The organism is Myxococcus sp. RHSTA-1-4, assembly GCF_020037125.1.
Taxonomy (GTDB): domain Bacteria; phylum Myxococcota; class Myxococcia; order Myxococcales; family Myxococcaceae; genus Myxococcus.
In genome coordinates this window covers 1-24,097 of record NZ_JAIQDG010000069.1, presented here as the reverse complement: position 1 = coordinate 24,097, position 24,097 = coordinate 1, and the positions used below count along the sequence as shown (strand labels likewise).

General features: G+C 68.2%; 13 protein-coding genes and 1 pseudogene. 2 read left to right on the top strand and 12 right to left on the bottom strand.

Annotation, left to right across the window (positions count from 1 at the left end):
• From K8638_RS43680 to K8638_RS43670, 3 genes and pseudogenes are all read right to left on the bottom strand, one after another.
• Nucleotides 1-200, bottom strand: a pseudogene (locus K8638_RS43680) (AMP-binding protein); the annotation flags it as partial.
• Between the two features lie 242 nt (nt 201-442).
• Nucleotides 443-1,948, bottom strand: a complete 1,506-nt coding sequence (locus tag K8638_RS43675; RefSeq protein ID WP_223760721.1) for a hypothetical protein — start codon at nt 1,946-1,948, stop codon at nt 443-445.
• Nucleotides 1,949-2,064: 116 nt separating this feature from the next.
• A complete protein-coding gene (locus tag K8638_RS43670) occupies nt 2,065-4,470 on the bottom strand; it encodes an ABC transporter permease (protein WP_223760720.1) in 2,406 nt (801 codons plus the stop codon).
• A 170-nt stretch (nt 4,471-4,640) separates the two neighbouring features.
• Here K8638_RS43670 and K8638_RS43665 point away from each other — a divergent pair, with 170 nt between their 5' ends.
• The gene (locus K8638_RS43665) at nt 4,641-6,212 is read left to right on the top strand and encodes a protein kinase (RefSeq protein WP_223760719.1); all 1,572 of its coding nucleotides are present in this window, start codon (nt 4,641-4,643) and stop codon (nt 6,210-6,212) included.
• 1 nt (nt 6,213) lies between these two features.
• Here K8638_RS43665 and K8638_RS43660 read toward each other — a convergent pair whose 3' ends face one another.
• From K8638_RS43660 to K8638_RS43630, 7 genes are all read right to left on the bottom strand, one after another.
• Entirely contained in the window at nt 6,214-7,665 is a 1,452-nt protein-coding gene (locus K8638_RS43660) for an FAD-binding oxidoreductase (RefSeq protein WP_223760718.1), read from the bottom strand.
• A gap of 16 nt (nt 7,666-7,681) precedes the next feature.
• Nucleotides 7,682-8,236 carry an iron-containing redox enzyme family protein gene (locus tag K8638_RS43655; protein ID WP_223760722.1) on the bottom strand — a complete coding sequence of 185 codons (555 nt, stop codon included), beginning with the start codon at nt 8,234-8,236 and terminating at the stop codon, nt 7,682-7,684.
• 218 nt (nt 8,237-8,454) lie between these two features.
• Nucleotides 8,455-8,670: a hypothetical protein gene (locus K8638_RS43650; RefSeq protein WP_223760717.1), complete on the bottom strand. Its 216-nt coding sequence runs from the start codon at nt 8,668-8,670 to the stop codon at nt 8,455-8,457.
• 166 nt (nt 8,671-8,836) lie between these two features.
• Complete coding sequence (locus K8638_RS43645; RefSeq protein ID WP_223760716.1) at nt 8,837-9,526, bottom strand: iron-containing redox enzyme family protein; 690 nt, start codon at nt 9,524-9,526, stop codon at nt 8,837-8,839.
• Nucleotides 9,527-9,571: 45 nt separating this feature from the next.
• Nucleotides 9,572-13,678, bottom strand: a complete 4,107-nt coding sequence (locus K8638_RS43640) for a TOMM system kinase/cyclase fusion protein (RefSeq protein WP_223760715.1) — start codon at nt 13,676-13,678, stop codon at nt 9,572-9,574.
• 44 nt (nt 13,679-13,722) lie between these two features.
• A complete protein-coding gene (locus tag K8638_RS43635) occupies nt 13,723-14,130 on the bottom strand; it encodes a hypothetical protein (RefSeq protein ID WP_223760714.1) in 408 nt (135 codons plus the stop codon).
• A gap of 3 nt (nt 14,131-14,133) precedes the next feature.
• The gene (locus K8638_RS43630; protein ID WP_223760713.1) at nt 14,134-15,600 is read right to left on the bottom strand and encodes a hypothetical protein; all 1,467 of its coding nucleotides are present in this window, start codon (nt 15,598-15,600) and stop codon (nt 14,134-14,136) included.
• A 403-nt stretch (nt 15,601-16,003) separates the two neighbouring features.
• Between K8638_RS43630 and K8638_RS43625 the strand changes: the two genes are divergently transcribed.
• Nucleotides 16,004-17,947 (top strand): lysyl oxidase family protein, encoded by a 1,944-nt coding sequence (locus K8638_RS43625; protein ID WP_223760712.1) that lies wholly within the window; start codon nt 16,004-16,006, stop codon nt 17,945-17,947.
• 122 nt (nt 17,948-18,069) lie between these two features.
• Here the strand turns inward: K8638_RS43625 and K8638_RS43620 are convergent, their stop codons facing one another.
• A complete protein-coding gene (locus tag K8638_RS43620; protein WP_223760711.1) occupies nt 18,070-19,122 on the bottom strand; it encodes a hypothetical protein in 1,053 nt (350 codons plus the stop codon).
• A 289-nt stretch (nt 19,123-19,411) separates the two neighbouring features.
• On the bottom strand, nt 19,412-24,097 hold a 4,686-nt coding region (locus K8638_RS43615), incomplete at its 5' end, for a non-ribosomal peptide synthetase (RefSeq protein ID WP_223760710.1).

Sequence of the window (24,097 nt, the reverse complement as noted above, 5' to 3'; positions counted from 1 at the left end):
TACAGCAACACCGCGCGTTCGCCCGCGGGAGCCAGTTGCTGGAGCGCCGCGCCGATACGCCGGGCACGTGAATACAAATCTCCGCGCGTCAGCGCGATGCCCTCTCCGGCTCCGTCTTCCAGGAACGAATAGAGGTGATGCTCGGCACGCGTGAGGCTTCGCTCTTCCAGGAGGTCGATGAGAGTGCGGGGCTGGGACATGGTGTGGAGCGCACGCAGGGTGCGTCTGGCTAATCGGGTCTTACTGAAAAGACCCGGACGCCTGCCACGCCTCGCCCGGTAGGTGCCGCCGCACTCACACCCTCAGTAGAAAACTGGAGGCGGAGTACAGAGTGCGCAGCAGCACGCCCCACCTTTCCTACAGAGGCGAACCTGACCCTCCTCAGACCGCGGGGCTTCAGGACCAGCGCCGCCCGCGAGGAACGGGCGGCGCCGTGAAGCCACTACGGGCAGTCCGCCGAGCACGACGCGTGCGTCTCCCAGGGCTGGCAGACGGCGTCGCCGCAGGACGAGTTGAGGTACGTCTCGAGGACGGCCTTGCGGTGCGGCAGGAAGACGCCGTTGAGCGCGGGGGAGATGCGGAAGCGCGGGCCGAAGGGGCCGGGCTCGGTCTGCTCCTGCACGTGGACGAAGCCCAGGGACGGCGGCCAGATGATGCCTCCACCCAGGTTCGCGTTGTTGCTGAACTGGTGGCAACCGGCGCACGAGAGCGCCAGCGAGCGCGCCACGATGTCCCGCGGCGTCAGCGGGCTGCCGATGGTGGTCAGCTCGGTCTGGATGTTGGTGCGGAAGGGGCTCGGGTTGACGCCGAACTGGAAGAGGTAGTCGTTCTCCGGGCCCTGCGAGTTGCTCTGGCCGCTGTTGAAGTTGTTGGTGACGGCCATGTTGAACAGGTTGATGTCGTTCACGGCCAGGCTCGGCACCTGGGGCGGGAAGGCCACGTTCTGGAAGTTGGGCGCCAGCGGATGCGTGGAGACCGGATCGAAGAGCGTCCCGCCGGGGTTGGTCTGCACCGTCACCGGCCTGAAGTTCAGGGCGCAGGGCGTCCCGCTGCTGCACATCGTGCGCACGACCTTGAACTCACGCAGCGTCCACGGCGGCTGCATGAACTGATTGGTGCGCACCTGGCCGGTGGCCACGGGGCCAACGCGGTTGCCGTAGTTGTCGATGTGGACCACCGGGCCGAAGCCTCCCCCCAGGCCCGTGAAGTAGAAGTTCCTCAGCATGGTGGTGCGGTCGGCGGTACTGGGCGTGGCGGTCAGGTTCGCCCAGAACTTCGCCACCGGCATGCAGCCGGCGAGCCCGAGGGCCGAAGTGGGATTGGGCAGCACCGCCTCGAAGATGAGCAGGTTGCGGTTGCCCGGATTGGTGATGCCGGAGCGCTTGCCGTAGACGATGCGGTACTCGCCGCAGTCGGAGCCGTTGAGCGGCGCCAGGTCGAAGCGGTTGACCAGCGCGAGGGGGACGTACTCGTCCGGGTTCACCCCGGGGTTGATGAAGGGATTGACGGTGGCCTGGTTCCCCTCGGCGCGCGGGCACTGGTACGGGAAGCCGTTGAACGTGGGCGTGCATCCCGGAGGCGTCGCCGTCGCCCACCAGTTCTGGAAGAGCGCCAGGGGCGTGAGTCCCGCGACGCCGGACTGGGCCACGAGCTGGGCCATCACCTGCTGCAGCGGGAAGTTACTGACGATGGCGGTGTCGGTGACGATGAGCGACATCCGCGGATCCACCGTGACGGCCTGCGCGGACGGCCCTCGCGGCGGCAGTTCCACGGCGCCGATACCGCGGCGCTCGGGATGCGCGGTCTGCTCGGTGTTCACCACCTCCACCGGCTCCGCCGGAGGCTGGGGCTCGGGAGGCGCCTCGCCACAACCGGCCGCCAGGACCAGGGCGGCGCCTCCCAGCGTCAGCCGCCAGGGATGATGTTTCTTTTTACTCGTCGGTGTCATGTATGACCTCCAGGGGAAACGTTGATTCCTGGATTATACATGATTCACTGACTGCGAAGTCTTGACGCAGTGAAACAAATACATCCCACCAACCTGCTGGATTGTCTCATCCGGGCTCAGTCGTCCGCGCGCAGCGCCTCGTGGGGCGGCACGCTCAAGGCACGGCGGGCGGGCAGCCAGCTCGCCAGCAGCGCCACGGCCCCGAGCAGCGCGGGCACGGCGGCGAAGGTGAACACGTCGAACGAGCCCACGCCATAGAGCATGCCGGACAGGCTCCGCGCGAGCACGGCCGCGCCCACCAGGCCCAGCGCCACGCCCACCGCGGCGAGCCGCAGGCCGTGCCCCACCACCAGCCACACCAACCGGCCATTCGTGGCGCCCAGCGCGACGCGGATGCCCAGCTCGCGGGTGCGCTGGCTCACCGAGTAGGCCAGCACGCCGTACAGCCCCACTCCCGCCAGGGCCAGCCCCAGCACGGCCAGGGTGGCCAGCAGCTTGCCCAGCACCTGCGTGCGCCCCAGGCTCGCGTCCACCACGTCCACCATGGAGCGCACCTGGACCAGCGGCATGTCCGGGTCCACGGCGCGCAGTTGCTCGCGGAGGACGGGCGCCAGCGCGGTCGTGTCCTGCGTGGAGCGCACGGTGAGCAGCATGTACAGCACCTCGAACTGGCCCACGGGCATGTAGACCTCCGCGTCCGGCGCCTCGCCCAGACTGTCGTGGTGGACGTCACCCACCACGCCCACCACCTCGCGGAAGGACTCGCCGTCGAGCGTCAGCTTCACCCGCTGGCCCACCGCGCTCCGGCCCGGGAAGTAGCGCCGGGCAAAGGCCTCGTTGACGACCGCCACCGGCGCCGAGCCCGGCCGATCCGTTGGCTCGATTCCCCGCCCTTCCTTCATGGGAATGCCCAGGGTGGAGAAGTAACCGTCGCTCGCGGTCCGGAAGAGGACGAGCTCCCGCGTCTTCGCCACCGACTCGGCCTCTCCGGGCAGCAGCACCGAGGCCACGCCGGTGCGGCCCCACAGCGGCACGGTGCTGGCCATGCCCGCGGACCGCACGCCCGGGAGCCCTCGCACCCGCTCCAGCAGCGACTCGAGGACGACCCTTCGCGACGCATCGTCCCGGTACTTCTCCCGGGGCACGAACACGTCCGCGACGGTGACGCCGCGAGGCTCGAAGCCCAGCGACACCTGGTACAGCGCGTGGAGCGTGCGCAGCATCAGCCCCGCGCCCACGAGCGGCACGAGCGCCAGCGCCACCTGCGCCACCACCAGCACGGCGCGCGCCCTGCCCTGCCCCGTGGCGCCCCGGCCTCCGCGCAGCCCACCGAGCGCCCCGCGCCCATCAGCCCGCGCCGCCCGCATCGCCGGCACCAGCCCGAAGAGGACGCTGGTGAGCAGGGACAGCAACGCGGCGACGGCCAGCACGTGCGGCTCCAGCCGCACCGCTTCCGAGGGCAGCACCTCGCCCGGCATCAGCGCGCGCATCAGGTCCATGCCCCACAGCGCCAGCAGCAGGCCCGAGGCGCCTCCCGCGAGCGCGAGCAGCCCGCTCTCCACCAGGAACTGCCGCATCAACTGGGCGCGGCCCGCGCCCAGGGCGGCGCGCACCGACACCTCCCTCTCCCGCGCGCTGGCCCGGGCCAGCAGGAGGTTGGCCACGTTGGCGCAGGCCACGAGGAGCACCAGCGCCACCACGCCCGCCAGCAGCCAGAGCTGCTCACGCGTGCTCTCCACCACCTGCGCGTGGAGTGGCAGCAGGCGCACGCCCGCGGGTTGCTCCGCGAACGCGGCCTCCCGGGCCAGCGACGCGGCCAGGGCCTCCAGCTCGGCACGGGCCGCCTGCACCGTGACGCCGGGCCGCAGGCGCGCGACCGCGCGCAGGAAGAGCCGCTCCGGTGACTCTCCCGCGGCGGGGTTCGGGGCCAGCGGCGTCCACAGGTCCACGTCCGGGGCGAAGCGGAAGTCCGCGGGCAGGACACCGAGCACCGTGTGGACCTGTCCGTTGAGGAGCAGCGTCCGCCCCACCACGTCCGGCCGTCCCCCGAAGCGGCGCTGCCACAAGCCGTGGGAGAGGAGGAGCACGTGGTCACGCCCGGGAACCTCCGCCTCCGTGCCGAACGCCAGCCCCACCACGGGCCGCACCCCGAGCATCGGCAGCAGCCCCGCCGTCGCGCGCCCCGCGCGCACGCGCTCCGCCGGACCGTCCCCGGTGAGCGTGAAGTCGCGCAGCGTCAGTCCCTCGATGCCCTGGAACGCGTGCGAGCGCTCACGCCATGCATGGACGGCCAGGAGCGTGACGCCCATGCGATCCCGCTGCGGCGATGACTGGAACAGGCGCACGAGCCGCTCCGGCTCCGGGTACGGCAGCGGTCGCAGCAGCACCTGGTACACCACGCTGAAGACGGCGGTGGTGGCACCGATGGCCAGCGCGAGCGTGGCGACGACCACCAGCGTGAAGGCAAGCTCGCGCCGCATCCGGCGCAGGGATAGACGGACGTCCTGGAGGATCTGGGACATGGGGTGCCGGGAAGGATGCAACCCTAGCGCCACTCCCCTTCGTGCCGCACGTCCCCTGGCCGCCGCTCAGGAGCGGAGCCTGAAGACGCGGTTCGTGTTCGGACGTGGAACGCGGCATCCCAGATGCGGACAGCGAGCGCCGGGTAGAACCTCGGCTAAGCTGGAATCAAATGTCGCTGGAGCGCTACGAGATTGTGTCCGAGCTGGGCCGAGGAGGCTTCGGAGTTGTCTACAAGGCCCGACAGCTCACGACGGGTCAGCCAGTGGCAATCAAGATGCTGCATGGACTGCGCGGGCTGAGTGAGGACGCCCAGAAGCGTCAACTCGCCCGCTTCCAGCGCGAGATGAGGCTGTGCGCTCAACTCCACCATCCCAACATCATCCGGGTGCTCGACTCCGGCATCATGGACGATGGAAACGCCTACACCGCGTTCGAGTACATCCCAGGCCAGAACCTCGCGACGCTCCTCGCGGAGCATGGTGCACTGGAGCCCATTGAAGCCACGCGTCTGATGTTGCAGGTCCTTGATGCGTTGTGCTGTGCCCACTCCAATGGAGTGATTCACCGGGACCTCAAGCCCCATAACATCATGGTGAGCACCACCGGCGCACGGTCGAACGCCCTGGTGCTCGACTTCGGACTCGGGACGCTGGTTCACGGACCCGAGGTCCAGGCTCACCTCAAGCTCACCGGCACGCGTGAGCTGCTCGGCACCCCGGCCTATGCCGCCCCCGAGCAGCTCCGCGGCCAGAATCCAACCCCCGCGTCCGATCTCTTCTCCTGGGGCCTGGTCTTTCTCGAGTGTCTCACCGGAGTACGGCCCATCCGCGGCCGGACATGGGAGGAGCTCCTCATCCAACAGCTCGGCCCGGCCCCCATTCAGATGCCGCCCGCGCTGAAGGAGCATCCGCTCGGAAGGATTCTCGCGCGGCTGCTGAACAAGGACCCACAAGAGCGGGCACGGTTGAAGAGCGAGACACTCTTGCGTGAGGTAGAGGCCTGCGATCTGCGCGGCCTGAAGCTCGGCGGACAAGACGCTCGTGAACGAACCATGACCGCCAGCGAGCAGGACACTGCGTCCATCGCTGAGCTGGACCAGCCGACCGCCACACGGCAGCTTCAAGTGGAACCAACCCATTCGAAGCCGGCCGGCGACTCGCTCCCACTCAAGCAGGAGGGAGCCCGCCGGCAGGCGACCGCCCTGTGTTGCACGTTCACCGTGACCTCCTCTTCGGCGAAGGAGCTCGACATCGAAGAGAGCGACGAGTCTGTTCGGCTCGCGCAACAGCTCTGTATCGAGATTGCGCAGTCTTTCGGGGGGAGTCTCGGCGGGATTCTAGGAGATCAAATACTGCTCTACTTCGGTCTCACAGCCACACCCGCGGAAGGAGCCCTGCATGCCGCGCATGCCGCGCTGGAGTTCCTCCGGGACCTCCGCAGGCACATTGCACGGTCCGAGCAGCACAGCCGGGTGCATCTGGATGTTCGAGCCGGCATCCACACCGGCCATGTCGTGGTGCGCAACCCCACACATATCGTGGGAACGACCTCCAATGCCGCGGCCCAGCTCAGTACACATGCCCTCTCCTGGGAAATCGTGGTCAGCGCGGATACGGCCTCCTTGCTCCAGTCTCGCTTCCTCCTGGAACCCGCGCTCGGGCAGCAGGAGCCTCATCAGGCAACGACTGGGAGGTTCAGTCTCCGAGGTGAGCTGAGCCCGGAGCGGGAACCGGCACCGTGAATCAGATGGGGATGCTCTGCTCGTACCTGAAGAGGTTGTCGGGGTCGTAATCCTTCTTGACCCGGCTCAGCCGCTTGAGCGTCTCTTCATCCCAATAGGCATCCTGGAACTCGGGCAGCCTTGGGGTGGGATAGTTCTGGTAGGCTCTCTTGCCGACGTGCCCGAGGAGGTCGTTCATCAGGCGATTCATCCATGTAATCGCCGCCTCCTCGCCAGACCTGGTGCTCCAGAAAGCGCTGGTGAAGCAATCCAGGAGCACGTCGCGGTGGATGAACGCGTTGCCCCCGGCAGGATACCGCCTGATGGCGCCGCCGTAGGGCTCGATGCAGACGAAGTTGGACGCGTCCGGCGGAGGTCGTCCGTACGCTTCGACGACCTTCTCCCAGTCCTGGAGGGAGGCGGGCCTGGCGAAGTATCGGGATTGGATGATGAATGGCCGGGGCTCCTGCTCTACCGGGATCGCGTACGGGTGGGTGAGTACGTATGTATTCAACTCATGGTACGGACCGGTCCGGTCCACCACGAAGGGTGCACTCGCAACCTTCAGCAACGGCGCGAGCACGGACCTCCCCTGTTCGGCGGTTCCGTTGAAGAGCCCCATCATGACCACGACAGGCTCTTGGGTGGTGGGATCGACAACCAGGCCAGCCAGGTAGCCCAGCTCGTCGGGGGCTGCGAGCGTGTAGCCCTCCTGAAGCGCATGGAGGACCCTGGCCGCGTCCTCGACCTTCCACTGGAGCCTGAATCCCCACAGGTCAGCAAGCGCGTGAAGTTGATACGTCACTTCGAGCACGACCCCGAAGTTGCTCCCCGTCCCGCCGCGAATCGCCCAGAACAGCTCCGGGTTCTCCAAAGCACTCGCCACCACTTCACGGCCATCAGCGAGCATCAGCCTCACGGCGAGCACGTTGTCACAGTTCATTCCGAACTGCCTGGAGGTGAACCCGTAGCCGCCTCCCTGCATGAACCCCGCGACCGCCACGGAGGGCCCCCCCGGACTTGGAACGTGCAACCCGTACCTGCGTAGAAAACGATCCAGCTTGTCGAACTGGGCGCCTGGACCTACCCGGGCCCGCCGGGCCTCGGGCTCGATCGATACGTCGTTCAGCGCGCTGACGTTGATAACGACACCAGCGGTTTTACTGCAATACGTCGCGTAGCTGTGCCCTCCAGAGCGACACACCACCGGCAACGCATTCTCCCTGGCATATGCGAGTGCCTCCGCTACATCATCGATGGCGTCACAGCGGAAGATGACGTCCGGATATCGCTGGTAGGCTGGATTGCCACCCTGCCTCTCCTTGTCATAGTCCGGGTCTCCTGGACGGATGATTGTTCCGTGGAGCCGCTGCTCGATGTCGAGGAGTCTCTTCTCCGGGGCTTCTTTGAGCGCTCGCCACTGCTCGATCCTGGCGGCCTTCGCGAGTTGTCGCGGGCTGGGCTTGTAGTGCATGCGTCTGTAACCCCGCTCAGAAGAGCAGCCGCGCGTGGGAGGAGGACTCAGAAGCCCGCGGCAATTCGGACAAGGTCATGATTTCATCCAGACTCCGCGCCAGATAATGGATCGTCCGCGCCGCGCTCATGCCAATGAGCAACTCATGCTCCGCCGTCAGCGGAAGGGAATCCAATACGCGATCGAGCAACGCGTTGTGCCGTGGCTCGATATGGACATGCTCCAGATGATAGCGGAAGGCATCACGCGGCAGCCCGGTGTGCCGCATGACTCGCTCGATCTGCTCGGCGGAGGAAGGATTGTTCTCGACGACCTTGATGAAGCCAAGCAGGGCGACGGGATGGTGATGGTAGATCCAGTAATATTGCATCCCGACCATCGCGGCGACGGTGGGCGGGGGCAGGTGCGCGCGGACACCCTCCCGCGAGTGCCCCAGGGCTTCGAGCGAGTCGAGGAGCCAGTCATCGTGACCTCGCTCCTCCAGGATGAGCTGCCTGAAATATTTGATGAGCCCCGGGGCAATTGGCTCGGAGTCGGCCATCAGCGAGAGCTGACGGCAGGCCTCCTCCATCACATGGAGGGTGGCTCTAGCCTCGCAATGCATTCGGAAGAGAAGGCTCGGGATGAGGGCCGCGAGTCGCGGATGCTTCCAAAACCTGACATGAGCTTCTTCAAGTGGGAGGCCCAACAGCCTCACCTTGGCGTCCAGTCGTGCGCTCGGGCAAGACTTCTCCGCATCAGGAAGCGGATGCTCCATCTTTCCCCCGGATGTTCGGTCTGGCGGAGTTGCTAGAATCCGCAGGTGATGATACCCGTGTGCAACGCACCCGAGAGGCCGAGCTTGCTCCTCACCGAGATGATCGCATCGACCTCGGCCTGGGATAAGGCGTTGATCTTCGCCTTGAACTCGTCCCACGCTTTATTCGAGTAACCCGGAGCATGCGGGTCGGGCTCATTGATCAGGCCAGCATCGCGCAAGACTTCGTAGTTCGAAGTGCCTGGCATCCGGTTTCCCTCCCTTGGCTTGTCCGTGGGTCCAGCGCGACCGCCCGTACGATGCGACGCCCTGGCTCTGAGAGCACGGCTGCTGGTTATAGTACACTCGGCGTAGAAATGCGCAACCCTGGCTTTTCGCTGTTTCTCGGACGGCTGTGTTACGGAAACGTGGAGGCTAGAGAAGCACGGGCGGGACTCGCGCGGTGCACTCGAAGAGCGTGATGACTTCATCGATTCCCTGAGACACGCAATGCAGGGTGCGCGCCGCATTGAGACCCATCAGGGCCTCCTGGTCGGCGGTCAGCGGAAGTGCGTCGAGGAGTTGCGCCAACTCGCGCTGGTGGAGCGGATCGAGCCGGGCGTGGCCGAGATGGAGCCGGAACGCGGCGAGTGGGAGGCCAGCGCGCGCGGCGAGCTGCTCGATGTACTGGATGCTGGTGGGGGAGCTCTCGACGACCTTGATGTACCCGAGGAGCGCCACCGGGTGGTAATGGAAGATCCAATAGTATTGCGAGCCCACGAGCGCGGCGACTGAAGGCGGCGGCGGGCGACCCCAGACCTCCGCTCTCGATACACCCAGAGCCTCCAGGGCCTCCAGGGCCCACTCATCGTGCCCCATCTCCTGGGGGATGTGCTCGCGCAGGTATTCAATGAGCGGGGGTGCGAGCGGATCATCGTGGACGGCGGGCTCCAGGTGGCGCACTGCCTCCTGCATGAGGCGTACGGTGGCGCGCGCTTCACAATGGATGCGGAAGAGAATGCTCGGAAAGAGCTCGGTGACACGTGGGTGGGCCCAGAGACGTCGCTCGGCCTCGGCGTACCCGCCGCTGAGCAACTGCAGCTTGGCGTCGAGTCTCTCGCTCACCGTTCGAGGGCTCATGGTCATCTCTGCCTCGCGTTGCCAGGCGCCTCACTCCAGCATCGCGAGCGTCGCGCGAGCCTCTCGCAGGAATGGAGTCTGGTGACCATCCGTGAAATCACCATGGAGCTGCTCGAGCAGGCTCCGGGCCTCGGCGTCTCTTCCCAGGTTCCGCGGCAGGCGGCACAGGCTCGTCGCGGCACGCAACTCCATCAACCTCGCGCCCTGTCGGTGAGCGACCTCGAGTGCGCGCCGGAAGCTCCTCTCGGCCTCCGCGCCAGTCTCATCCACGCCTGCCGCCAGCTTGAGCTCGCCGTCGAGGCGGTGGAGCTCGGACTCGCAGTGGGTTTCTTGAGCCTGCCGCATGGCAGCGAATGCCATCTCCAGCCTCCGTCGTGCCTCCTCCAGCCGTCCCGCCCGGAGAAGGCTCTCCACCTCGAACGAAAGGAATTGACTCTGACCGTTGACGGCTCCGTTGGCGACGAGGACCTCCTGGTTGCTCCGCATGAGCGACAAGGCCTCATCCCCCCGCCCCGGCTCCTCCAACAGCGCCCAGCCGAGCTGCATCCGGCCGCAGATGAGCCACCACGTGAAACCCTGCTTCTCGCAGATGGTCAGGAGCTCGGCGAGCCAGGCACGTGACTCCTGCCGCTCGCCGGTGAACTGGCGCACGAGGGCGGCAAAGGTCAGGGCGAACGCGAGGCTGAAGGCATGGCCGAGCTCACGGGCCATGGCGATGGCCTCTTCGCAGCTCCTCACGGCCCGCTCCGGGAAGCCCGTGAAGCAAGCGACGAGCGCGGAGTACATGCGCGCGACAATGCCCACGTCCTGCCCCGTCATGGCCGCCAGGGAGCGATCCCGCTCCTTGCGGTCGAGCGCGACGGCCTCGTCCAGATGCCGACGCGCGGTCTCGAAGGCGCCCTGGTAGAAGAGCGCCGCTCCCAGGGCGGTGTGGGCTCCGAGGGTGAGCGTCTCGTCTCTTCTGGATGCTCCGATCCGCAACATCTGCTCGCCCAGCTCGATGGCTTTGTCGAGCTGCCCTGACACGAGATAGAACGTGAAGAGCCCCCAGAGCGCGAGAAACGTCGCGGGAGTCTGCCCGACTGTCTGGCAGAGCTCCCTGGCCCGGAGGTACGCGCGCTCCACATCCGCGGCCGCATAGGCCCTGCTCGCCATGAGGGCCGGGGCGAGGGTTGTCAGCAGGTCGAGCTCACACCTGTCCCTCTCGGCGGCATCGGAGAGCTGTTCGAGCAGCGAGAGGCCGCGGTTGAGGTGGTCGATGGCTTCCAGGTTGGCCGAGTTCGCGAGGTCTCGCTGGCCGGCCTTGAGCCAGTAGCTCACGGCGGGCTGGGGGAGTCCCGCCTCGGTGTAGTGGTGGGCGAGTATCGCGAGCAGTTCATGCGTGGTCTCCGGAAGCTTTTCCTCCAAGGCCTTGGCGACGCGCGCGTGGACTTCCCGGCGCGACCGCTTCAGCATCGACTCGTAGGCCGCATCACGAACCAGCGCGTGCTTGAAGAGATAGGCCTCACTCTTCAGCCGCCGCTTGCGGTGGACGAGATCCGCGGCGACGAGCCCTTCCAGGTTCCGCTGCACGGCCGCGCTGTCGAGGGGGCTCACCGCCCGGAGCAGCTCGAAGGTGAACTCACGTCCGATGACCGCCGCGATCTGCGCGGTCTCCTTGGCCTTGCCGAGACGATCCAGACGCGCCACCAGCGAGTCTCGCAGTGTCGTCGGGATGGAGAGCTCCGTGAGCGGTCGCATGAACGCATACGTGCCGGACTGCTCCACGAGCGTGCCTGTCTCGAGCATCATCCGGACGAGCTCTTCCACGAAGAGCGGGATGCCGTCGGTCCGGCGCGCAATCTCTTCGAGCACATTCGCCGGCAGGGCACGGCTTCCCGTGAGCCTGGCCGCCAGTTGATCGATCTCCGGCCTGCCCAGACGGCCGAGTTGCAGGTGCAGCACCCCGGCTCGCGGCCACGAGGGAGTGAACTCGGTCCGCGCGGTGAAGAGCGCGAGTACGCGGGCCGAGCCCACCTCGCTGGCAAGCTGACCGAGCAGCTCGAGCGTGCTGGGATCAGCCCAGTGCAGATCCTCGACCACCAGGACAACCGGTTCTCTCTCGGCCATCTCGAAGAGCAGCGAGAGAACCGCGTTGCATGTCATTTCGCGGCGCTTCTGCGGCGAGACATCGAGCGGGGCCCACCTCTCCGACAATGGAATTGACAGGAGGGGGGCAAAGAGAGGCATGGCCTCGGCGGGCGAGAAGCCGAAGGACGAGAGCAGGACCTCGAGCTTGCCGGCCTTGGCCCCGAGCTTCAGCTCGCGCTGCGGGTCGAGCAGGCGATCGAGCAACTCGATGATGGGATGGAAGGCGCTGTTCACGCTGTCCGGCGTGCAGCGGCTCTTGAGCCTCAGGTGAGGCTCGGCGCCGAGCCGCTCGGCGAACTCGCGCACGAGACGGGACTTGCCAATGCCCGGTTCGCCGCTGAGGAGGATGGCCTGCCCTACGCCGTTGTTCACCCGCCCCCAGCAGTCGAGCAATGTCGCGATCTCGCGCTCACGCCCCACGAGGGACACGTCGCGCGGCCCGTGTGACGGAGCGCCCTCTCGCAGCACGAAGGTCTCGATTGGCGCGGTGGCGTCGTCGACCGCACGAGGTCCCGTCTCTTCGAGCAGGAACTGCTCGCGAAGCAGTCGCTGGGTACCGGCGCTGACGAGGATGCATCCGGGTTCGGCGAGGGCCGCCAGGCGGGTTGCAAGCTTCGGAGTCGTCCCCACGACATAGCCGAAACCGCCGCTCATGGATTCGCGCAGCTCGCGCGAGACCACCAACCCCGTGTGGATGCCAACGCGTAGATTGACACGTACCTTGCGCTCCACTTCGAGCGCCGCGCTGCGCTGGTTGACCTCGGAGACCATCGCGAGTGCCGCGCGAGCCGCGCGCTGGGCATCATCCTCACGGGCCGTCGGAAAGCCGAAGTAGAAGAGCACGGACTCGCCAAGCGCACCGGCGACATGCCCTCCCATACCGCGGGCGATCTCGATGCATGCATCCTGCTGGACGCCGAGAACCTGGTCGAACTCCTCCATGTCCGCGGCGTGCGGCACGACACCGGAAGCGCCGAGGTTGATGCCCACCGCAGTGATCTGCCGACGCTCGCCTTCGACGATTCGTAGCGCCTCGCCCTCGCCCTGCGGAGTGCTGGGGAACTGGACCGTGGCCGCCGCACCCTCCGCGGGCGATGCATCCAGTCGCCTGGGACCGGTGTTTTTCCGCGGGAGCCCACGCACGTCACATCCTTCGAGCTCGCGCAGGATCGACTCGGCGGTGACGTCTCGCTCCAGCGGATCCTTGGCGGTCACACGACGCAAGATGCCGCCGAGGGGGTGGTCGGCAAGGAAGGTGGGGACGAGGATGGGGTCGGCGGAAAGCTGCTGGAACATGACCTCCGCCGCTGTCTGCCCTTTGATCACCTGTTCGCCTGTCAGACACTCCATGAAGACGAGACCCCATGCGTAGAGATCGGAGCGCGGCGTCGGGGGCAGGCCACGGAGTTGCTCCGGTGCCGCGTAGGAGGGCGTGCCGATGGACTCGTGGGTCTGGGTGATCCGGGCGCCATGCTCGTGCCGGTCCTCAGCGGTGATTGCGCCGATGCCGAAGTCGAGCACGAGCGCATTCCGCCGAGCACCGGTGGGAATGATCATGATGTTCGCTGGCTTGAAGTCGCGGTGGACCACCCCCTGCGCGTGCGCGCAGGCGAGCGCGTCAAGGGTTTGCATCATCAAGTGCCGCGCCTCGCCAGGATCCAGGCCCCCCTCCTCCTTGAGGACCTCGGCCAGGTTCTTTCCCGGCACGAACTCGAAGATGGAGTAGACGATGCCTCCATCCGCCTGCCCCGAGTCCATGAGTCGAACGATATTCGGGTGATGCATCTGCGCGCAGATCTGCATCTCACGCCGGAAGCGGACGAGCCGCCTCTCATTCGACTCCTCGGTTCCCCCCTCGGGGAAACGAAGCACCTTGATGGCAACGGATTGGCCCGTCGCGAGCTGCCGTGCCCGGTAGACTGTTCCGAAGCCGCCCTGCCCCAGCTCCCCCTGGAACTCGTATCGCCCCTCGAAGACTGCGCTGAACGCTCGCTTCGGGTCCAACATCCTTCACCTTCCAGGTATATGTCGGGTCGGCGGATTGCAGTCTATCAGGGAGACACGGCGTGGACGCCGCCTTCCGCGTCCACGTCGAAGTGGAGGGAGCCCCGGTTCTTCCCAATCACGAAGAGGACGTAGCGCCCTCCGGGCTGGAGCTCCCGGGGCCCCTCCACCACGGCGAAGCCTCCGGGCGCCTCGCCGTAGGAGAGCTGCCGGACGCTGTTGAGGTCGCCAAACGGCTCGGCACGCAGTTGCCAGAAGACCTCCCCCGCCCGGTCCACCACCTGCACGGTGTCGTAGCGGGGGCGGTCCTCATGCTCGGGGTCCTCCACCACGAAGCTCGGGGAGGGCAGCCGCTCCTCCCCGGACGCCAGCGCCACCTGGAGCCTCGCGGGGCAGCCGGTGAGCAGCAGGAGGAAGAAGCCGAGCAGCAGCGTGGCGGCGCGTGACGACCTCATGGGCTACGGGGCTCCCTTGCCCGCGCGAAGCTCCGCGAGCGCGGTGTTCAGGTACGCGGTGTAGTCCGTGCCGTTGTACACGAAGGTGCCGCCGGTGTTCGGGTCGAAGAAGCCCGAGGCGTGTGCCCGCTGCAGGAGCTCGGCCTGCTGCTCGGGGTTGAGCTCGCTCCAGGACTTGCCCTCCTGGATGCCCTTCTCGAACTCGTAGCCGTCCCCGAAGTTCTGGGCCCACAGGGCCTCGCTCATGTAGTCCGTGCCGCCGTTCTGGTGCTGCCAGACGTGCGCCGTCTCGTGCACCAGCAGGTTGGTCGTCAGCGGCAGGTCCTCCGGCGGGATGTAGAGGGTGTTCCCGTGGGTGAAGGCGCGGCCGGAGAGGCTGAACAGCCCCGAGTTGCCCTCCTTGATGCGGATGGACGAGTAATCGATGCTGTCGCCGTAGACGTCTCGGAGGGCGGCGATCTCCGGCCCGGTGAGCTTGCGGGCCGGGGGCTCCACTCCAATGAGCGTCTGGACGGCACTGAGGGCGCGCCCGCCCATCATCAGGAGCGCGTCGACGGGTGTCTGGACGAAGGTCTTCACCAGCCCCATGCCCATCTGCTTGAGGCCCTCACCGAACTTCCCGGTGAAGAGCTTGCCCACGCCGCCGAAGAAGGTGCCAATCCCCTCCCCGACGTTGCGCACGGCGCCCACCACGGTGTTGACGGCGCCCGTGACCAGGCCGCGGATGCCATCACCCACGCGCGCGCCGACCTCCTTCACCACGTTGCCCACCGCCTTCGCCGCGCCGCTGATGGCATTGCCCACGGCCTTGGCCGCGTTGCCAATGGCCTTGAAGGGGTTCCAGAACTCGACCTCCCTCGCCTTGCCGTCGACGTGGATGATGCCCTTGTCGTTCTCGGCGCGGATCTCGGCCACCTGCGCGGACGTCAGCTTCTCGCCGGAGAGGACGCGCCGGAACAGCTCGCCCTCGTCGCCCGCCGAGTCCTTCGCGTTGAGCTTCGTATCGAGGTGGTGGCCCGCCTCCTCCACATAGGTGGACGCGGCCAGGGCCGGGTCCAGGTCCTTGTTGAGGAACACCGTGCCCGACTCGGCGTCGTAGGCACCGTTGGCCCCATGGAGCTGCTCGGCGGACACAAGCTTCACCGGGGGCATCCAGCTGAAGTCGCCGGCCAGCGCCTTCTGCCGGTACTGCTCGGCCTGGACGGCGTTGTAGCCGTCGCCGAACACCGTGCGCAGGGTGTCGTGGAACTGCTTCTTGTCCGCGGCCAGCGAGCCGAACTGGCGCCGGAACTCGGACTGCACGTCGGGCGCGGAGCGGCTGAATTCACTGACGGACGAGAACCCCGCCTTGCGCGCCGCTGCCTCCCCCGTGGCGCGCTGCGGGACTTCCGCCTGCTTTCCCGTGAGTGCCTTTCCGGACTCATCGGGCCCATGCGGCGTCTGCGTGGGAATCCTGGACTGGATCTTCATTTCGTACGGCCCCCCTTTCTTCGAGAACCTCGCACTTTACAGTGAAGCCGGGTCTCCACGTCCAGTCAGGCCCCCCCTTGTGTCAGGGGAGCTGACACAAGGAGCGGGAGCTCGTGAGCCTCCTTCGCTCAGGACTTCTGGAAGCGCCGCACAGGCCCTACCGGCAGTGGACGATACCGTTCACCCGGCAAGCATCTGAAAGCGGATGCCGACCCTGGGCGTAACCTGACGAGCAGGTCGCTCGGGCTCTGCCAGGTCTTTCACGCGACGTCCTCCCCTCGCGACTCTCGAGGACGGTTTCTCCCCGCGAGCGCCGCCTCGTCTGGCCGGTGACTCGGAGCCTCCGTCAGGCTCCGGGCCACCGGCGAGCCATCGTTCCGCAGTCCTCACGAGAGGAGCCGTCATGCCGTCATCACACCGAGCCCTGGCCGCCGTGTCCCTGCTGTTCGCGCTGGGAGCCTGTAAAGACGAGGACCCGAAGCCGCTGCCATCCGGCCCCGAGCTCTCCGAGACGCCGCTGTGGCAGGTGAAGGCAGACCCGTCCCTGGCGGACGAGTGCTTCGGCAGCTCCGTCGCGCTCGCGGACTTCAACGGCGACGGCCGGAAGGACCTGGCCGTGGGCACCGAGCCGTGCTGGTCCAGCTTCACCGTGGCGAGGCACCCCGGCCGCGTGTCGTTCTTCGCGGGCGAGGCGCGCTTCTTCTCCACGCAGCCCGTCTCCTCGCTGATGACCTGGACCAACACCCACTCGCGGACATCGGGGCAGTCGCTCCGGACGGTGGCCGGCGACGTGAATGGGGACGCGTACGCGGACCTGCTCGTCTTCGGGCGGTATGGTGCGTCCGTCTTCCTCGGCGGGCCGGACCTGGGGACCCTCCTCGCGGCTCCGGTCTTCCGCGTCCCCGGCAACGGCCTCTTCTTCTCCACGGCACTCGTCGACTTCAACGGGGACGGGTTGGACGACCTGGTGAGCAGCAGGGCCGGCGAGCTGTCCTTCTTCCAGGCGACGCCCGGGGCGGAGGGCGGGCCCTTCACCCTCGTGCATAAGCGGCAGGGCTTCATCTTCGTGAGCCAGGGTGACGTCAACGGTGACGGCGCCGGGGACCTGATGCTTCCGTCGGCCGACACGGAGAACCTCCAGGAGCTGTACCTGGGCTGCAAGGCCGGCAGTCCCTTCGCCTGCGAGGGCCCCCTGTCGGCCGAGCCCGCGCGGACGCTGGTGGCCAGCAGCGCGAGGCTGTCCCCCGACGTCAATGGGGATGGCCACCGCGAGGCCTTCCTGGTGATGGACAACGGCGTGGTGAACTTCCACTTGTCCGAGCCGGGGGGCGCCATCTCCTCCACGGCGGCCTGGTCCCTGATGGAGGACCCGGTCTTCCCCGGCCTGAGCGCGCCCGTCGAGGTGGGGGACATGGACGGAGATGGCGAGCGCCATGACTTCGTGATGAGCGCGTTGGGGCGCCTCTACTTCTACTCACCAGCGAATGGCGTGTCCGCTGAGCTGAAGCCCATCTGGAGCTGGCCTCGCGCGGACTCCCTGTCCGCGAATCACGACGTCTACCGGCGCGCGTCGGTGGCCGTGCCCGGGGACCTGGACGGTGACGGCTTCGACGACCTGGTTGTGGCCACCGGCGCCTCCGGCGACCTCCTGAATGGCCCCGTGGGCGAGGTGTCCATCTATGGCGGAGGCCGAGTCCCGAAGGAGCCGAAGGACCCGCCGTACACCCAGCCCGTCCGGCCGTGCGACCTGCGGCTGGACCCCGTGAATGGCAAGCCGGACCTCACGGTGGACGCGAGCACCGTTGCCCGCACGCTGCACGTGGTGCGCAAGACGTTCGCCGCCGAGTCGTGCGAGGTGTTCGAGGGCTGCGTGGCGGCGCCTGGGGAGCGGCGCCTGCTGCGCTTCAGCGCGGCCCTCCAGAACCTGGGACGGGCCAGCGCCATCTTCCCGCCGCTCGATTCGCGCCCGGACCTCTACGTCTTCGACGAGTGCCACGGACATGACCACCTGAAGGGCTTCGCCGGCTACGAGCTGCGCGACTCGCGAGGACAGCAGGTCCTCACCGGGCGCAAGCAGGGCTTCGCGCTGATGGATATCACCAGCTACTGCACGGACGCGGCGCCGTCCGCCTTCTATGACCCCATGGGCATCTCTCCCGGCTGGGCAGACGTCTACACCTTCGACATTCCGTGCCAGTGGGTGGACATCACCGGCCTGGCGGATGGCACGTACACCCTGCGCGTGGGCGTGGATGAATCGGACATCCTCGAGGAGGAAAGCGTCCATCCCAACGAGGTGTTCGTCCGCATGTCGCTGGAGGGCGACACGGCCACCGTCCTCCCGTGACGCTGGCGACCGTCCCCGGGAAGCGTGACCTCGCGACTTGAGGGTGATTCCCTCGACGAAGGCGCCGCGCCCCGTGCGGACGCGGGCGCGTCCCAGCGCGAAGCGTGGCCGGGCTCATCCGTCTACGGTTCGCCGGCCTGGGAAAGCCGCTCCTGCACGACGGTGGCGCTCCCCGCGGGCAGCTCCATCCGCTGGGGGAAGCCGTGGGCATCGAGCTCCACGCTCACGGACACCGCCCCCAGCTCCATCGTGGCGGCGCGCGTTCCTGCCCCAGCGCGCGGGCGGACCACCACCCTCGTCGGAGCGGACGCGTCCGCCGGGGGCACCCACAGCATGGCCTCGAGCGCATTGCCCTGGCCCTTCAGCAGGCCCTCGCGCAGCCGCGCCGCGAGCCCCACCTCGCCGATGAGCTCGCCACCCAGGCGGGCCTGCACGTCCTTGCCGGCCATCTGGCCCTCGACGTTGTAGCTCTCGTCCTGCTCCCGGCGCAGGCGAACGTTGGCGGCGACCGTGTCGTTGACCCGCTTGGTGTAGCTCTTGCTCACGAGCACTCCCTCGGTGTCCGCATGCTCCGTGGTGTTGGTGTCCAGGAACTGGAACTGCGCGGGAGTGCCGGGGCGCACCATCGTGGTGCTGACCTCGAGGATGCTCCCCCCCATCTTGGAGCCGAAGAGCGCGGTGTACTGGAAGCCGAACGCCACGCCGCCCACCCGCATCACCTGCACGTCGCTGTAGTACGGCGCCACCGGCTGCTCCGGCGCCGTGGAGGTGAGACCCGTGGCGATGGCCTCGGTGACGTCGAGGAAGCTCCGCGCGTAGCCCAATTCGTCGTGGAAGCAGGCCTTGGGCAAAACGGGGTCGGCGTGGACCATCATCTTGACTCGGCCCGCCTGCGCGGTAGAGCCGGTGCCGCGCGTGAAGTCGCCTTCGAGGTACAGGGCAGGGCTGCCCGCGAGGGACTTCACCTCCGTGGCTCGCACCTGCTGCAGGGTGAACTCGTCCAGGATGGACTCCAAGAGGCTCCTCGCCGCGGCTCCGGCGTCGATGGGCTGTGGGTAGAAGAGACAGGTGACCGGCACGGAAGTGCCAATCGGGAGGGTGAGGAGGGTGCTCCCGTTGGGGTGCTTCACCACCTCCGGTGTGCCGGCCGCCAACACCGTGCCTCGGAAGAGCACGCCCTCCGCCTCCACGGGCTTGCGGGGCAGAGGCTCCGTGAGCTCCCGGGCGAGCACCTCCCGGAGGGTGCTCGGCTCATTCTTCGCTGCGGGTGCGGTACGGGGCGCGGGGGCGGTCGCCACGCAGCCCGAGAGCAGACAGGCGGAAAGTACGGTCAGTCTTGGCAGAGGCATGCGGCACCAGTCGTAAGAGGGACGGACGTCCTGACGACGTATACGCGCCTGGGTCTCGAATCTGGCTACGCCCCCTGGCAAGGGACAGGCGCACGCGCGTGAGCGGCTGGCACCTTCATTCCTGCAGCTTCCTCGCGAGCGTCTCCACGGCCGGCGCGTGGAGGAGGGAGTGGTGATCGCCCGGTATCTCGTGCACCTCCACTCCTCCGGCCGCGAGTCCAGCCCACCCGCCATCCGGACCGGTCGGTACCTGCGTCTCGCTCGCGCGAACCAGGGTGACACGTCCACCGTACGCTCCTGGTTGGTAGCGCCACAGCGCCCGGAGGTTGCTCTCGAAGACACGGTACAGGGTTCGGAGCTGCTCCAGGCCCACTCCGCGAGCCAGGACTCCGGCACTCCGGCCCGCCTCCAACAGGCGCTCCAGTAGCGTGTCGCCTCCGGGCACATCCTCCTCGCGGAGCTCGGGCACTGGCAGCTCTACGAGCCGGGCCGTGAACTCCACGAACCGGGCCGCGAGCCACGACTCCCCTGCCCCCTCCGGCGGACGCTGGTCGAAGGCATAGGCGTCGATGAGCACGAGCTGCTCCACCCGCTCGCCCCGCTGCTCGAGCTGCCGCGCCATCTCGAAGGCGACGACGCCACCCAGGGACCAGCCTCCCAGCCGATAGGGTCCGGACGGCTGGACCGTGCGCAGTTCCTCCACGTAGCGCGCCGCCAGCGCCTCCACCGTCTCCAGCGGAGCGCGCTCGCCCTCGATGCCCGGGGACTGGAACGCATAGAAAGGCTGCTCCGGTCCCAGCGCACGAGCCAGCTCCAGGTAGGGCAGGACGTTGCCGCTGACCGGGTGGACGCAGAAGAAGGGCCGGCGCGAGCCACCGGTCGTGAGCGGCACCAGCGGTGACAGGTGTCCCGGCGCCTCGCGCAGGCGCGCCGCCAGCTCCTCGAGGGTGCCCGACTGGAAGAGCGACACCACGGGCAGGCTCCGGCCCAGGCGCTCGCGGATGAGCGACATCATCCGCATGGCCAGGAGCGAGTGCCCGCCCAGCTCGAAGAAGTCCGAGCGGATGCCGATGGGCCCGGCGCCCAGCAGCTCCTCCCAGATTCGCGCGAGCAGCAGCTCCAGCTCGTCGCGCGGCGGCACGTAGGCGTGCGCCGGCTCCGTCCGGGCCTCCGGCGCCGGAAGCGCCTTGCGGTCCACCTTGCCATTGGGCGTCAGCGGCAGCGCGTCCAGCAACATGAAGGCAGAGGGCACCATGAAGTCCGGCACCCGCTCCTTCACGAAGCGCCGGAGCTCCGCCGCCTCAGGCGCGGCGCCGGACCGGGCCACGACGTAGGCCACCAGCCGCCGGCCCTCGCCACCGGCCTCGCGTGCCAGCACCACCGCTTCGCGCACGTCCGGGTGCTGGCGCAGCGCCGCCTCCACCTCACCCAGTTCGATGCGGAAGCCGCGCACCTTCACCTGCTGGTCGATGCGGCCGAGGTACTGCAGCACCCCCTCCGGCAGCCACCGCACCCTGTCTCCGGTCCGATACAGCCGCGCCCCGGGCTCGTGACTGAACGGGTCCGGTATGAAGCGCTCCGCCGTCAGCTCGGGCCGGTCCACGTAGCCGCGCGCCAGGCCCGCGCCGGCGAGGTACAGCTCGCCCGCCACGCCTGGAGGCACGGGCTGTCCGAGCGCATCCAGCACGTACGCGCGCGTCCCATCCAGCGGCCTGCCGAGGGTCGGCTCCCGCTGGGCCCCCCGGGGCGCCACCGTCCAGGTGGAGTACGTCGTGTCCTCGGTGGGTCCGTACAGGTTGAGCACGCGCTCCACACCGGGCGCGGCCTGGTGGATGCCCTGCACCAGCGAGTTGGCCAGCGGCTCGCCGGCCAGGTTCACCGTCCGCACGGAGCCGGGGACCGCGTTGGCGCGCACCAGCTCCGCCATCGCCGACGGAACCGTGTTGATGAGCGTCACCCGGCCCGCCGCGGGAAGCGTCGGCAGCTCCAACGCGTTCCTCGCCACCACCACCGCGCCGCCACGGGTGAGCGGGGCGAACAGCTCGAAGACGGACAGGTCGAAGTTGAGCGACGTGGAGGCCAGCACACCGGCCAGTTCCTCCGCCGCGAAGGCCCGGGCCGTCCAGCGCAGGAAGGCCACCGCGCTCCGGTGTTCCAGCGCCACGCCCTTGGGGCGCCCCGTGCTGCCCGACGTGAACAGCACGTAGGCCAGGTGGTCCGGAGCAACGCTGGAGACAGGAGCATCCCCGCGCGCGGACGCCAGCGCGTGGGCCTCATCGAGCACCACCCAGGCTGCGTCCGAGGGTGGCAGTGACTCCAGCAGCCGGCGCTGTCCCACGAGCACCCGAGGCTTCGCGTCCTCCAGCATGAACGCCAGCCGCTGGCGCGGGTACGCCGGATCCAGCGGCACGTACGCGCCGCCCGCCTTGAGGATGCCCAGCACCGCGACCACCAGGTCCGCCGTGCGCTCGGCACACAGGCCCACCCGGATCTCCGGCCCCACGCCCATGCCGCGCAGGTGGTGCGCCAGCCGGTTGGCCCGCAGGTCGAGCTCGCGGTACGTCAGCGACACCTCACCGGCCCGCACCGCCACCGCGTCCGGAGTGTGGGTCACCTGGCGCTCGACGAGCGTGTGGATGCACGTGTCCGCGGGGCCCGCGGAGCCGGTGTCATTCCACTCCACCAGCAGCCGGCGCTTCTCGCCGTCACGCAGCAGGGGCACCGCGAAGACGGATTGCTCCGGCCGGGCGATGGCCCCTTCGAGCAGCGCCTTCAGGTGGCCGAGCAGCCGCTCCACCGTCGCGGGCTCGAACAGCGCGGTGCTGTACTCCAGCCCGCCGGTGAGCCCGTCTTCCCCGTCCGCCAGTCCAAGCGTGAGGTCGAATCGCGCCACCCGGTGCTCCACTTCCACGGGCTGGAGCATCAGGCCGGACATCCCCTGCCCCGCCGCCTTGGGGGTGCTGTCGAGGGTGAGCATCACCTGGAAGAGCGGCGAGTGGCTCAAGCTGCGCTCGGGACGCAGCTCCTCGACGAGCTTCTCGAAGGGCACGTCCTGGTGCGCGTAGGCGCCGAGCGTCACCTCGCGCACCCGCGCGAGCAGCTCGCGGAAGGAGGGATTACCGTCCAGCCGCGTACGAAGCACCAGTGTGTTGACGAAGAAGCCGATGAGGCCCTCCGTCTCGCCCCGGGTGCGTCCCGCGATGGGCGACCCGACGCAGATGTCCTCCTGGCCCGAGTACCGCGCCAGCACGGCCTGGAACGCCGCGAGCAGCACCATGAACGGCGTCACGCCCTCGCGCCTGCCGAGTGCCTTCACGGCGTCGGACAGCTCGCGGCCCAGCGAGAACGGGGCGAAGGCACCTTCCAGGGACTGCACCGCCGGACGAGGCAGGTCCGTGGGCAGCTCCAGCAGCCGCGGCGCGCCTTCGAGCTGTTGCTTCCAGTAACGGAGCTGTGCCTCCAGCACGTCTCCGCTCAGCCACTCTCGCTGCCAGACCGCGTAGTCCGCGTACTGGAGCGGCAACTCCGGCAGCGGTGACGGCCGGGCCTGGGAGAACGCCGCGTAGAGCTGCGCGATCTCCTGGACCAGGAGCCCCATGGACCAGCCGTCGGAGATGATGTGGTGCATCACCAGCACCAATACGTGCTCCTGCGTCGACAGCTTCAGGAGCGTCGTCCTCAGGAGGGGCCCCCGCTCCAGGTCGAAGGGGCGCTGTGACTCCTCCTGGGTCCGCCGCCTTGCCTCCGCCTCACGGTCGGCCTCGGGCAGGTTGCTCAGCTCCACCACATCGAGCCGGGCCTGTCCTCGTGGATCGACAACCTGCACGGGAGCGCCACCCACGACCTGGAAGGTCGTGCGCAGCGACTCGTGGCGGCGCACGAGTTCGTGGAAGGCGCGCTCCATCGCGCTCACATCCAGGGCCCCGGTCAGTCTCACCGCCGAGGGCACGTTATAGACGGTGCTCCCCGGCTCGAGCTGCTCCAGGAACCACAGGCGCTGCTGTGCGAACGACAGCGGCGGCGCACCATCGCGAGGGGCACGCATCAAGGGCGGTGCCTGCGTTCCCGCGGAGATGGCCCGTGCGCTCTCGATTCGCTGGGCGAGCTGGGCAACCGTGGGCGACTCGAACAGCTCGCGCAGCGGCAGCTCCACCTGGAAGGACTCACGCACACGCGATACGAGCTGCGTGGCCAGCAGCGAGTGGCCACCCAGCGCGAAGAAGTCATCGCGAACACCCACCTTGTCCTGGCGCAGCACTTCCGACCACAGGCCGGCCAGCACTTCCTCCACGGGCGTGCGCGGAGCGACGTATTCCCGCCGGTCGACTTCCAACACGGTCTCCGGCGCGGGCAGGGCCTTGCGGTCCACCTTGCCGTTGGGCGTCAGCGGCAGCACGTCCAGCACCACGTACGCCGACGGCACCATGTACTCCGGCAGCCGCTGCTTCAGGTGCGCGCGCAGGCTGGACGCGTCCACGGCCTCCTTCGCCGTCACGTACGCCACCAGCCGCTTGCCCTCCGCTCCGTCCTCTCGCGCGATGACCACGGCCTCGTTGACGCCCGAATGCTGCGTCAGCGCCGTCTCCACCTCGCCCAGCTCGATGCGGAAGCCACGCACCTTCACCTGCGTGTCGCCGCGGCCGAGGAACTCCAGGGTGCCATTCTTCAGCCAGCGCACCTTGTCGCCCGTGCGGTACAGGCGGGCTCCGTCTCCGAAGGGACTCGGCACGAAGCGCTCCGCCGTCAGCTCCGGCCGGCCCACGTACCCCACCGCCAGTCCCTCGCCTCCCACGTACAGCTC

Coding starts and splice junctions, on each gene's coding strand:
- K8638_RS43675 (WP_223760721.1), bottom strand. CDS start 1,948: ATGACACCGACGAGTAAAAAGAAACATCATCCCTGGCGGCTGACGCTG.
- K8638_RS43670 (WP_223760720.1), bottom strand. CDS start 4,470: ATGTCCCAGATCCTCCAGGACGTCCGTCTATCCCTGCGCCGGATGCGG.
- K8638_RS43665 (WP_223760719.1), top strand. CDS start 4,641: ATGTCGCTGGAGCGCTACGAGATTGTGTCCGAGCTGGGCCGAGGAGGC.
- K8638_RS43660 (WP_223760718.1), bottom strand. CDS start 7,665: ATGCACTACAAGCCCAGCCCGCGACAACTCGCGAAGGCCGCCAGGATC.
- K8638_RS43655 (WP_223760722.1), bottom strand. CDS start 8,236: ATGGAGGAGGCCTGCCGTCAGCTCTCGCTGATGGCCGACTCCGAGCCA.
- K8638_RS43650 (WP_223760717.1), bottom strand. CDS start 8,670: ATGCCAGGCACTTCGAACTACGAAGTCTTGCGCGATGCTGGCCTGATC.
- K8638_RS43640 (WP_223760715.1), bottom strand. CDS start 13,678: ATGTTGGACCCGAAGCGAGCGTTCAGCGCAGTCTTCGAGGGGCGATAC.
- K8638_RS43635 (WP_223760714.1), bottom strand. CDS start 14,130: ATGAGGTCGTCACGCGCCGCCACGCTGCTGCTCGGCTTCTTCCTCCTG.
- K8638_RS43630 (WP_223760713.1), bottom strand. CDS start 15,600: ATGAAGATCCAGTCCAGGATTCCCACGCAGACGCCGCATGGGCCCGAT.
- K8638_RS43625 (WP_223760712.1), top strand. CDS start 16,004: ATGCCGTCATCACACCGAGCCCTGGCCGCCGTGTCCCTGCTGTTCGCG.